Genomic DNA, 11,635 nt, shown 5'->3' with positions numbered 1-11,635 from the left:
CGCTCCCCTGTTCCGCGAGCCGGAATACAGAAAGATGCTCGCTGAGAAGAAGCTAAACTTCGAATGTCCGCACCCCGATGAAATCATTTCCGATCAGCGCGATTTCACCCAGACGTGGGAATACCGCGAAAAGAACCTCGCCCGCAAAGCGCTTGTCGTGAACCCGGCCAAGGCCTGCCAGCCGCTGGGTGCGGTATTCGCTGCCGCCGGCTTCGAGCGAACCATGTCCTTCGTCCACGGCAGCCAAGGTTGCGTCGCCTATTACCGCTCGCACCTGTCGCGCCATTTCAAGGAGCCTGCCGCGGCGGTCTCCTCCTCAATGACCGAGGATGCGGCGGTGTTTGGCGGCCTGAAGAACATGGTCGACGGGCTCGCCAACACCTACCAGCTCTACGACCCCAAGATGATTGCCGTGTCGACGACCTGTATGGCAGAGGTCATTGGCGACGACCTGCACAGCTTCATCCAGAACGCCAAGGACGAAGATTCAGTCCCGCGCGACTTCGACGTGCCCTTTGCCCACACCCCGGCCTTCGTTGGCAGTCATGTCGACGGCTATGACAACATGGTCAAAGGCATTTTGGAGCACTTCTGGAAAGGTCAGGAGCGTACGCAAATCGAAGGAACCATCAACATCATTCCGGGCTTCGACGGCTTCTGCGTCGGCAACAACCGGGAGCTCAAGCGCCTGCTCGATGTAATGGGCGTGTCCTATACATTGATCCAGGATGCCTCTGACCAGTTCGATACGCCTTCGGACGGTGAATACCGCATGTATGACGGGGGCACGAAGATCAACGAGGTGAAGAAGGCCCTCAACGCCGAGGCAACGCTTTCGCTGCAGCATCACAACACCCGAAAGACACTGGGCTATTGCGAGGAGGTCGGGCAGGCGACGGCCTCGTTCCACTATCCGCTCGGCGTTCAGGCGACGGACGAATTCCTGATGGAGGTCGCGGCGATTTCCGGCAAGGAGATTCCCGAGGCAATTCGCCTCGAGCGCGGCCGACTGGTAGACGCCATGGCGGACAGCCAATCCTGGTTGCATGGTAAGAAATACGCCATCTACGGTGATCCCGACTTCGTTCACGCAATGGCCCGCTTTGTCATGGAGACCGGCGGCGAGCCAACCCATTGCCTCGCCACCAATGGCACCTCGGCATGGGAAGCCGATTTGAAGAAGCTGCTAGCATCCTCGCCTTTCGGCAAGGCTGCCCAGGTTTGGGCGGGCAAGGACCTGTGGGCGCTGCGCTCACTGCTCTTTACCGAGCCGGTGGACCTTTTGATCGGCAATTCCTACGGCAAGTACCTGGAGCGCGACACCGGAACACCGCTGATCCGGCTGATGTTTCCGATCTTCGATCGGCACCATCATCACCGCTTTGCGCTCTTTGGCTACCAGGGAGCGTTGCGCGTGCTGACGACGATCCTCGACAAGATCTTCGACAAACTCGATCGCGAGACGAGCGAGACGGGTGTGACGGATTATTCCTATGACCTCACGCGCTAAGAGCCGTGGCCGGCTTTTCGCCGAGGCCATTCCTTGCCCAATGGACTGGGGAGGCTGAGCAATGTCCTCCCTCAGCGCCAAAATCAAGGACGCCTTCGATGAGCCCGCCTGCGATAAGAACCGTGGCAAAGATGCCAAGGCGCGCAAGGAGGGCTGCTCGAAGTCGCTGACACCAGGGGCGGCAGCCGGCGGCTGCGCCTTTGACGGAGCCAAGATCGTCCTGCAGCCGATCACCGACGTTGCGCATCTGGTCCATGCGCCGCTCGCCTGCGAGGGCAATTCTTGGGACAACCGTGGTGCGGTTTCGTCAGGGCCGACCTTGTGGCGGACAAGCTTCACGACCGACCTCACCGAACTCGACCTTGTGATGGGGCAGGGCGAGCGGAAACTCTTCAAGGCGATCCGCGAGATCAAGCACACATACGCGCCGCCGGCGATCTTCGTCTACTCGACTTGCGTAACGGCGCTGATCGGTGACGACATCGAGGCCGTGTGCAAACGCGCCACGGAAAAGTTCGGTTTGGCCGTGGTGCCGATCAATGCGCCTGGCCTGGCAGGCTCCAAGAACCTCGGCAATAAGCTCGCCGCCGAGGCGTTGCTCGATCATGTCATCGGCACGGTCGAACCCGACGACCCCGGACCCTACGACATCAACATCCTTGGCGAATTCAACCTCTCGGGCGAATTCTGGCTTGTAAAGCCGCTCCTCGATCGGCTCGGGATCCGGGTGCGCGCCTGCATTCCCGGCGATGCGCGTTACCGCGACATTGCTTCCGCGCACCGCGCCCGGGCGGCAATGATGGTGTGCTCGACCGCGCTGATCAGTCTTGCCCGCAAGATGGAGGAGCGCTGGGACATCCCGTTCTTCGAGGGCTCCTTCTATGGCATCTCCGACACATCGCAAGCTCTTCGAAACCTTGTCAGGCTGCTGGTGAGGAAGGGCGCCGATCCGGAGATCCTCGAGCGCACAGAGACGCTGATCGCGCAGCAGGAGGCGATCGCGTGGAAGAAACTCGAATCCTACCGGCAAAGGCTCCAAGGCAAGCGCGTGCTGCTCAACACAGGCGGTGTGAAGTCCTGGTCGGTTGTCCATGCGCTGATGGAGATCGGAATCGAGATCGTCGGCACCTCGATCAAGAAATCTACGGTGCAGGACAAGGAGCGCATCAAACAAGTTCTCAAGCACGACAAGCACATGTTCGAATCCATGGCTGCGAGCGAGCTGTACGCCATGCTCTCTGAACACAGGGCCGATATCATGCTGTCGGGCGGTCGCACGCAATTCATTGCGCTCAAGGCCAAGACGCCCTGGCTCGATATCAACCAGGAGCGCCAGCATCCTTATGCCGGCTATGACGGCATGGTGGAACTCGTACGCCAGATCGACCTCGCCATTCACAATCCGATCTGGTCTCAGGTGCGCCAGCCGGCCCCGTGGGATTGCCAGCCTGAGCTGATAGGCGAATTGCCGTGCACGAGGAACGAGACCGCGTACCTGTTTGATGAATTCGCCTGCGCGACGGCACACGAGTGTTGAGGCGACCGATGGCCCGCATCCTTCCCCAGAGCAAATCGGCGGCAGTCAACCCGCTGAAGTCGTCGCAGCCGCTGGGTGCCGCCTTTGCCTTTCTTGGCGTCGACGGTGCGATGCCGCTGTTCCACGGCAGCCAAGGCTGCACAAGCTTTGCGCTCGTTCTCTTCGTGCGGCACTTCAAAGAAGCGATTCCCTTGCAGACTACGGCGATGGATGAGGTGGCGACCATCCTCGGCGCAGCCGACCATCTGGAAGAGGCGATCCTCAACCTCAAGAACCGCACGAAGCCAACGCTGATCGGGGTGTGCACGACCGCGCTGGTGGAGACGCGTGGCGAAGATTGCGCGGGTGATATTGCCAACATCATGCGGAAGCACACGCAACAGCTTGCGGGTACGGAGGTCGTGCTGGCCAACACGCCGGATTTTGACGGCGCGATCGAAGAGGGCTGGGCCAAGGCAGTCACCGCAATGATCGAAGGGATTACGCGCTCGGGCGAACGGGCGCGGCACCCGAAGAAGATCGCAATCCTGCCCGGATGCAACCTCTCTATCGCCGACATCGAGCATATGCGGGACATGGTTGAAAGCTTTGGGCTCAAGCCGGTTATTCTGCCCGACATTTCAGGCTCGCTCGACGGTACGGTTCCTGACCGCTGGGTAGCGACCACATACGGCGGCACCAGCGTCGAAGACATTCGCGAGTTGGGCACGGCCATGCAATGCATCGCCATCGGTGAGCACATGCGCCGCCCGGCGAAAGCGCTGCACGGGTTGACCGGCGTGCCTTACGTGTTGTTCCAGTCACTGACTGGGCTGCAGGACACGGACCGCTTCGTGTCGCTGCTGTCTGCGATTTCGGGCGCGGCGGTACCGGCCCGCGTGCGCCGGCGCCGGGCGCAATTGCAGGACGCGATGCTCGACGGACATTTCCATTTCGGCGGCAAGAAAATTGCCATCGCTGCCGAACCAGACCAGCTGTTCCAACTTGCGACCTTCTTTGCTGGCCTCGGCTCCGAGATAGCCGCGGCCGTCACAACGACCGACAGGTCTAAAATTCTCGAGAAAGTCCCGGCGGTTTCGGTTCAGATCGGCGATCTCGGCGATCTGGAAAGTCTTGCCGTCGGTGCTGACCTGCTTGTCACGCATTCGCACGGGCGCCAAGCATCGGAGCGGCTCCGAATTCCGCTCATGCGCATCGGGTTCCCGGTCTTCGATCGACTAGGCAGCCAGCACAAGCTCGCAATTCTCTATCAGGGCACCCGCGACATGATCTTCGAGGTCGCCAGCATCTTCCAGGCCAACCAACACGCGCCCACTCCTGAGGCGCTTGATCCACTCCGTAATCGAGAAATATCACGATGAACGCTGTTCGCCGCCTCTCGCTGGTCAGTAGTGAGGTTTTCGCCCCGATGCCTGAACGACGTAAGGGCGCATTGCGCGTTGCGATCGCCACTCAGGACATGCAGGACCTCAACGCCCATTTCGGGTCGGCCAGGCGCTTTGCTGTCTACGACGTGACGCGCGAGGAATGGAATCTCGTAGAAGCCGTGGCCTTCGATGACGTGTCCGATGAAAGCGGGGAGCATCGGGCCGAGCGCGATGATCGCATCACGCCAAAGGTGGATGCGCTCAAGGGCTGTCAGATCCTGTTTTGTCTGGCAATTGGCGGCCCTTCGGCAGCCAAGCTTGTCGCGGCAAAAATCCACCCGATCAAAGTGGCGGAGCCCCAATCGATCCCACAGGTGCTCTTGCGCACGCAGATGATGCTCAGGACGTGTCCTCCGCCTTGGCTGCGCAAGGTGCTGGCGCGAGCGGGCATTGCCGAAAAGAAACCGTCCTTCGAGGACGAGGACTGAAAAGAGGAGGACGCCAATGCCTGACCCCGCAATCCCCCCAGCTGTCGCCGAAGACGAGGCGGCTCTTTGCACCCCGTTCGTCAAATGCCTCGTGCGGCTGATCCGTTCTCAGGATTCCTATGGCTCGTGGGAACGCAAAGCGGACGCTGAGCTGCTGGGCGACTTCATCATTACCAAGGAACAGCGCCGAGGGATCCCAATCATCGGAGATCCCGATCCCGACGTGCTGTGGAGGCTCGACAAGTACTACGCCGCCATCGGGCTTGCGATCGAGGAGCGCTGCGGCCTTATGGCATCGCCGATGATCCAGGTGAGCCATGAGGGTTTTGGTCGGGTGCTTTTCACGACCGGACGGCTGGTCGTTTTGTCCAAAACGCTGCGCGATGTCCACCGGTTTGGCTTCGAGACGCTCCTGAAGCTCGCCACGGCCGGTACGAAGCTGGTCGACGATGCGATTTCAGTCATCGAAACCTTTCCCCACGTGGCGCTGGCATGATGGGCGCGATTTTCGAGAAAGGCCATCATGACGGACCCGAGAAACTATGTTGGCCAGTCCCCTCGATCCAGGGACTCGAGGCCGACCAGGTTGTTGGGGTATCGCCGATGAAGAAGCCGCTGGTCCTGATCTGCTCGCAAGATGCCGAGTTCTATCTGCTCTACAGCCACATACTGGAGGTTGACGGTTTCAGCAGTGAGACGGCAGACGGCGCGAAGGCTGCGCTGGCCTTGGCCGAACAACGGGAGCTTCAGGCCGTAGTGCTGGATTGCGACCCAGCCAGCATAAACGGGTCCGCAATTTGCGCCCACCTCAAGCGGGAACCGCGCACCACCGACCTGCCTATCATCGCCCTGATCGCGCCTGGCGCCGAGCACCAGCACCTCGATCTCTTGAAGGCAGGCGTTGAGAGCTTTGTGCGGCCGGTGGCTCCGGCCAAGCTGCTCGACTGCCTGCGGGCGAGGCTCGGGCTGACCAAGCGTGGTCCGAACGGGGTTGAAAACGACAGTTGGATTTGTTGTGGAGGCCTGGAGATGAAGCTCGATGCCCATCGGGTTCGCGGTAATGGCCACGACATCCATCTCGGACGGATCGATTTCAACGTGCTGCGGCTTATGATTGAGGCCCCCGGCAAGGTCTTCAGCCGGGACGAGCTTATCGGGGCGGCCTGGCTGCCCAACATTCATGTCGGTGCACGCACCGTCGATGTCCATATCAGCCGAATCAGGAGGGCGCTGAAAACGGCCTTGCCCGGCAGCGTCATTCGCACCGTCAGGTCGGCCGGCTACTCGCTCGAGAAGCCGGACGACTGAAATCGGTGATCGAACGTGGTGCCGCTCTCTCTTCCTCCTGAGAGCGGTGTTGCCGCTTTGAGGCGCTCCTAACGAAGACCAGGAGAAGCAGGCAAATGGAATTTAAAAGCATATTCAGTGTGACGGGTGCTGATCATTCTGATGAGGACCTCACAACAGCTGCCGGACTGTGTGCCGAGGTCGGCGCGCACCTATCGGTACTCATTATACCGCCTCCATTGCTCTTGATGTTGTCTCCGCCCCCCGAATGGAATACAGGACGTGCACAGGCAATTGCAGTACCGAACTATCGATTTCAGCAAATCGAGAAATTTTCACAGGACGTGACCAGAATGGAAAGACGGTCCGCGGATATCCTCAAAAGGCTGAAAGCTATGTCGCTTTCCTGTGACGTTGACACCGACTATTGCGATCCGGCTAGCCTCGGTGAAGTGGCACGACAGCGGGCGCTCTGCGCTGACCTGACGATCGTTGGAGGAGACCTCCTCAACGATGAGACTCTCGGACCTCCTGTTGTCAACGGCTGCTTGTTCGATAGCGGAAAGCCGGTGCTCATCGTGCCGAAGGGCGTTAAGGCGACGCTGTCGCCTCGACGCGTGCTGGTCGGCTGGGATTCGCGTGTAGAGGCCTCGCGTGCGGTTCGGGAAGCTCTTAGTATCCTATCCGCTGCCAAGGAAGTCTGTGTCGCTATGGTCGATCCAAAGGCGCAAAACAACGGGAAAGGCGCGCAGTCTGGAGCTGACATCGCTGCCTATCTTACTCGGCACGGTGCTCGGGTCTCCGTTGACCTGCTTAAGAGCGCCGGCAAATCGGCGGGCACAGTGCTGACCCAGCACGCGAACGACATCTGTGCTGACATGATGGTTATGGGTGCTTATGGCAGCCGTGGGCTGCGTGAGCGGATTTTCGGCGGTCCGCCGAGCTGGAGCTTTGGGAAGACCACATTGCCGCTGTTTTTGGCTCGCTGATCAGCTCCGTAGGAACACCGATCAGGTCGTAGGACCGCCAACCAGTCCGAAGTCGTCGTCGGTTACCGGTCGGATTGCGGAGACATGGCTGGATCCGCGAACATCTTGCGACGCTTGTCAGAGCCAAACCGGACGCCTCGACTGCTTCACGACGCTCTCGTGAACCAACTCGTGCGAGATCGTCCGCAACGGGCAGTAAAGACGAACGGCTGCAGCAGACCGCAGCCAAGCCACAGGGCGGGTGTACCAGGAGACCCCGCCTCGTGCGCGAACCCTGTTGGAAGGCCCCTTATCAGTACCCGGACGCGCGTCAAATCGGCGGCTGTCCCTGTCAGCCTGCGGTGTGCAAGGGCCGCTGCCGCGGAGCTTCCCCTGCCCGATCGTCGGGCGTGCGACAATGTCGGATTCCAGACGAGCTGGAACTGCGCGAACTCGTTGGTTTGACAGGTCTTTATCCGGCACGCCGCATGCATGGGAGTCTCCGAAAGCATTAAGAGCCGTTATCCATGGTTACGCCCCTCGAAAGAAAGAGCCGCTTCCGTCGTGGCAGGGAAACAGCCACTCCTGGGGTGGAGGCCGGCGCTAGAAGCCGCCGTAAGATCCGGAAGAGCCGCGCGACAGCATCACACACTTTCCTTCTGCTCTTGGGTTCGGATCACGCCGCGCCGCTGTCGATGCCGCCGACATTGAGCCCAAGACCTGGAAGGCGGCACACGCTTTTGCTGTCCTCTCAGTCGGGACCGCGGCTCAAGCATGCCTGTGAGGTTCGCATTGCTCAATGCCCGGCAATCGACGTCAACATGCCGCTGAGTTGGAAAACACTCCTAGAGGAGTAAGGATAAGTGGACCTCTTTTGTATTGGTGTGGGTGCTGGACCATCTAATTTGAGCCTTGCGTGTCAGATACAGGAAGAGATTGCGCAAGGGGCACTGTTCCTGGACCGGGAGGTCGATTTCCGAGGACATCCAGGCAGCGCTTTCGATTGCGCGGAGCTCCAGGTCGGCCACTTCCAGGATCTGGTTACTCTGGTCAATCCGCGATCAGCCTACACATTCGTAAACTACCTCCACGAGAACGGGCGTCTTTACAATTTCCTCAATGCGCAATTTCACGGGGTGCTTAGAGCCGAGTTCGCCCAATATCTCAACTGGGCGTTCCAGAAGAATCCGCTTGTCCGTGGCGGCGAGGCCGTTCGCGAAATCCGCTTTGACGGCGAGTTTCGCGTGCGGACGGACAACGCGGTCCTTGATGCAAGAAACCTCGTCATCGACATAGGCAAGCAGGCGCAAATTCCGCCTCAGTTTCATGGCTGGACTGGACCCAACCTGTTCCACTCATCTGAGTTGGCCCACATCAATCCTGAGGTGCAAAAAAAGCATGTCTGCGTTGTTGGCGGCGGACAGTCGGGAGCCGAGCTGCTACTGCACCTTGTCGGCCGGCCGAAAGAACGGCGGCCCGCGGCGATCACATGGGTCTTGACGCGCGAGATGCCTTTCGACGACCACGCGTTCACAAACGGGCTGTTCACGCCATGCTTCTCGGATCGTTTTGCTGCGATGAGCGAGGTGCATCGACAGCTGTTCCTGCGGCGTTTCGCGCTTGCCTCCGAGGGCATTTCAGAAAGCAAGTTGCGCGCGGTCTATCAGGCGCTCTACCACCACGCCTTTCTCGAGCCACACCAATGCGAGATCACATTGCGGCCAAGTTGCAACGTGTCGCGCTGCATCAATGCCGGAGCAGGGCACAGGCTCACGCTGCAACGCGGCTTGGACAACATCGGAGAAGTAACCGCCGATATCGTCATCCTGGCCACCGGGTACGAGAAACCGCTGCCGGGTTTCCTAGAACCGATCGCAGATCGCCTCGAACAGATCGGCAATGAGCTCGCCATCGGCGAGGATTTTTCGGTGTACTGGGACGGACCGCGAGACCGACGCCTTTTCGTTCAGAACGCCTGCCTTGGACAGCGCGGGCTGGCTGATCCGAACTTTGGGCTGCTGGCCTGGCGAGCGCGCCGCATCCTTGACAGCCTTCTGCGGCGCGCGCCATGCGCCAATCCCGAGCATCTAGGGTTCATCAACCGTCCCTTGACGGAGTGCTGGCCCGACCTCGGAGTCGAACAAATGGGCAGCGGGATATGATTCGTCGATATTGATGATCGGCGGTGGCATTCAGGAAAGATTTCCGCCTCTGGCGGCAAAAGCGGGACGAGCAATATTCCTACGGCGTCAGATCGCTCTGCTCGCGCTTGAGCAAGGTAGCGTCGCGCGACTCCTGCTTGGCGTGAAACAGCAAAGGGCATTCAATCACGATGCAGCTTTACGTGCTGTCGGGCTCAACGCCACGTGGATCGAGCCCAACGCCGCCGTTGGCAACCGCGACGCGAATTATGACGCCGGGCCACATGCGGCGGTGGCTGCAAGGGTACCGAGCCTCTCCCGCACTTTCGACCCCATCGCCGAAGTGCGACTACTCCAGGACGCCGAAGCCGGTCTTATCGCCAGCGGGCCAGCCAAACTCTCACCTTCCTAAACGGCAGCCGCTAAGGTGAGCCGTCGAAAGCCGACATTCAGGTTAACGTCAGCTGGCCGTGTTAGGGCTCGCTTATTCAAGGCGGTACCGGCGCTTGCCGAAGCTAAGAAGGGTTGGCATGCCCTTTGCCGTGCTTGATGTGCGGCAACACGGTGAGAGCTCCGCTGAAGCAAGCGAGAGGGAGCAATGCCCTCGAGACCGTGTCCGATTTTGACTGGAAAATATTCCGCGACAAAAGAGACGAAAGGTGTGGAATGACTTTGGACACCAAGATGGAACTGCGTATGGGGTCCCCGGCTCCTGCGCTGAAAGTGGAGAACTGGCTGCGTGGCGAGCCCCTCACGAGCCTTCGGCCCGGCAAGGTCTACCTCGTTGAATTTTGGGCGACTTGGTGCCGACCATGTGTCCACGCCATGCCCCATTTGATCGAACTGCAGGAGAAATATAAAGACAGCGGATTTGAGATTATCGGAGTCGCAGCTTGCGAAAAGGCTGCAACCGCGGACGAAGCGCGGACCAACGTGGATGCCTGGCTGACCGAGAAGTTCCCGAATCTGAATTATCGGACAGCGTTCGATTGCACTGGCGAAATGAAAAAGCTCTGGCTGGAACCCAGCTCTTCGTTCGGGATTCCCACCTCGTTCGTGGTCGACCGCGACGGCCACATCGCTTATATCGGCCACCCGGCACCTCTCGATGACGTTTTGCCGAAAGTCCTTAACGGCAGCTGGCGCAGCAGCTATGAAGCGAAAGCCGTCGATGCAAAGCGAATCTCGCGTGTGCGCGAATCGTCGCTGAGTCAGCCGATATACGCCAAACTTGGGCCGGCGATGCAGGACGAGGATTGGGCAGCGGCACTATTGGCCATCGAAGAAGGCCTCGCCGTGATGCCAGACTCTTTTGATTTTCGGCGGGTTCATGCGGATATTCTGCTTCACAAGCTGCGCGACATCAAAACCGGCTTGCCGCTTATGCGCGAATTGGTCGAGGACGCGATCAACAAAAAGTTCGAAGCGATGTCTTGGGTGGTGATGGCGCTGAACCAACTCTTCCATCCCACGATCGACAACTCCCATCTTCCGCATGATGATCGCTTTGCGATGGGCAAGGAGCTCTCCGAACAGATCCTGGAACTTAATCCTCCGCAAGGCGATGGAGACTTTAAATTCGGGTGTTACTTTCCGGTCGCTCAGTATTATTACGAGAGCGGCAACAAGGACCGGGCGATCGAGTTGATCGAGGTGGCAATCAAATCGCTGGACCATTCGGAGCCAGTGCCGGACCAAACCAAACAGCGCTACCTCACCTCGTTGCTCCAAGCCCTGGCCAACTACACGGGTGAGCCTGCCTGTCACGCGGGTCTCTGTGTGGCTCCGCAAAACAAGACTTCCGAAACTCAAAACGCTGTCACTTCCTGAGCAAGGATCGCGAAGGGCATGACAATTGGAATTGAACACCGGCAAATCCGCCCGCCCAGGCGCACTTCGCAGCAATAACGTCGATGCCGCAAAAGTGCGCGGCTTGCGGCAGGTGGAATTTCCATTGCGTTTACCTCGGGTCGAACCGCGGCGCAGGCGTTCGCGCCGCGGTGAAAGGTCTCGCATTGGTGGACGTGCTCGAGGTCGGCCACGGGACACTGTTGCGTGGGATCGGCTCGCCCAAGCCATTCCCCGCCCACGCAAGCGCCCGAACCACACATCGCAGAAAAAGAGATCGTCCTTCAAGAGGAGTACTGAAATTGGGGAAAAGCGAAATTCCTCATGAACCGGTTGGCCCTGCTGTCCACGGGGACGGCGAGGCCCTTGCTTCCCCGTTCGTCAAATGCCTCCTGCGGCTCATTCGTACTCAGGATTCCTTCGGCTTATGGGAAGGCCATTCGGATGCCGAGCTGCTGGCCGAGTTCATCATCACCAAGCAACAGCAAC

General features: G+C 59.6%; 10 protein-coding genes and 1 pseudogene. All 11 read left to right on the top strand.

Going from position 1 to position 11,635, the window contains the following annotated elements:
- Positions 1-1,510, top strand: a 1,510-nt coding sequence (nifK, locus tag EN750_RS05040) for a nitrogenase molybdenum-iron protein subunit beta (protein WP_127395794.1), incomplete at its 5' end; no start/stop codon positions are given.
- Positions 1,511-1,571: 61 nt separating this feature from the next.
- A complete protein-coding gene (nifE, locus tag EN750_RS05035; protein WP_095489376.1) occupies positions 1,572-3,047 on the top strand; it encodes a nitrogenase iron-molybdenum cofactor biosynthesis protein NifE in 1,476 nt (491 codons plus the stop codon).
- 8 nt (positions 3,048-3,055) lie between these two features.
- The gene (nifN, locus tag EN750_RS05030) at positions 3,056-4,408 is read left to right on the top strand and encodes a nitrogenase iron-molybdenum cofactor biosynthesis protein NifN (protein WP_126063827.1); all 1,353 of its coding nucleotides are present in this window, start codon (positions 3,056-3,058) and stop codon (positions 4,406-4,408) included.
- Positions 4,405-4,902 (top strand): nitrogen fixation protein NifX, encoded by a 498-nt coding sequence (nifX, locus tag EN750_RS05025; RefSeq protein WP_063169371.1) that lies wholly within the window; start codon positions 4,405-4,407, stop codon positions 4,900-4,902. Before nifN ends, nifX begins: the two co-directional genes overlap by 4 nt.
- 16 nt (positions 4,903-4,918) lie before the next feature.
- Positions 4,919-5,398, top strand: coding sequence for a NifX-associated nitrogen fixation protein (locus tag EN750_RS05020; RefSeq protein WP_024505267.1), 480 nt, complete (start codon positions 4,919-4,921; stop codon positions 5,396-5,398).
- Between the two features lie 107 nt (positions 5,399-5,505).
- On the top strand, positions 5,506-6,210 hold the full coding sequence (locus EN750_RS05015) for a response regulator transcription factor (protein WP_224571202.1): 705 nt from the start codon (positions 5,506-5,508) through the stop codon (positions 6,208-6,210).
- 95 nt (positions 6,211-6,305) lie between these two features.
- On the top strand, positions 6,306-7,178 hold the full coding sequence (locus tag EN750_RS05010; RefSeq protein WP_126087041.1) for a universal stress protein: 873 nt from the start codon (positions 6,306-6,308) through the stop codon (positions 7,176-7,178).
- Positions 7,179-8,020: 842 nt separating this feature from the next.
- Complete coding sequence (locus EN750_RS05005) at positions 8,021-9,319, top strand: SidA/IucD/PvdA family monooxygenase (protein ID WP_063169368.1); 1,299 nt, start codon at positions 8,021-8,023, stop codon at positions 9,317-9,319.
- A gap of 13 nt (positions 9,320-9,332) precedes the next feature.
- Positions 9,333-9,710: a hypothetical protein gene (locus tag EN750_RS05000; protein WP_024505270.1), complete on the top strand. Its 378-nt coding sequence runs from the start codon at positions 9,333-9,335 to the stop codon at positions 9,708-9,710.
- A 272-nt stretch (positions 9,711-9,982) separates the two neighbouring features.
- Positions 9,983-11,128 (top strand): TlpA disulfide reductase family protein, encoded by a 1,146-nt coding sequence (locus EN750_RS04995; protein ID WP_063170388.1) that lies wholly within the window; start codon positions 9,983-9,985, stop codon positions 11,126-11,128.
- A 320-nt stretch (positions 11,129-11,448) separates the two neighbouring features.
- Positions 11,449-11,635, top strand: a pseudogene (locus EN750_RS04990) (hypothetical protein); the annotation flags it as partial.

The sequence above is a fragment of the Mesorhizobium sp. M7A.F.Ca.ET.027.03.2.1 genome (assembly GCF_003999175.1).
Lineage (GTDB): Bacteria > Pseudomonadota > Alphaproteobacteria > Rhizobiales > Rhizobiaceae > Mesorhizobium.
Note: the sequence above shows the minus strand (reverse complement) of the source record. Positions and strands in the feature narration are given on the sequence as shown.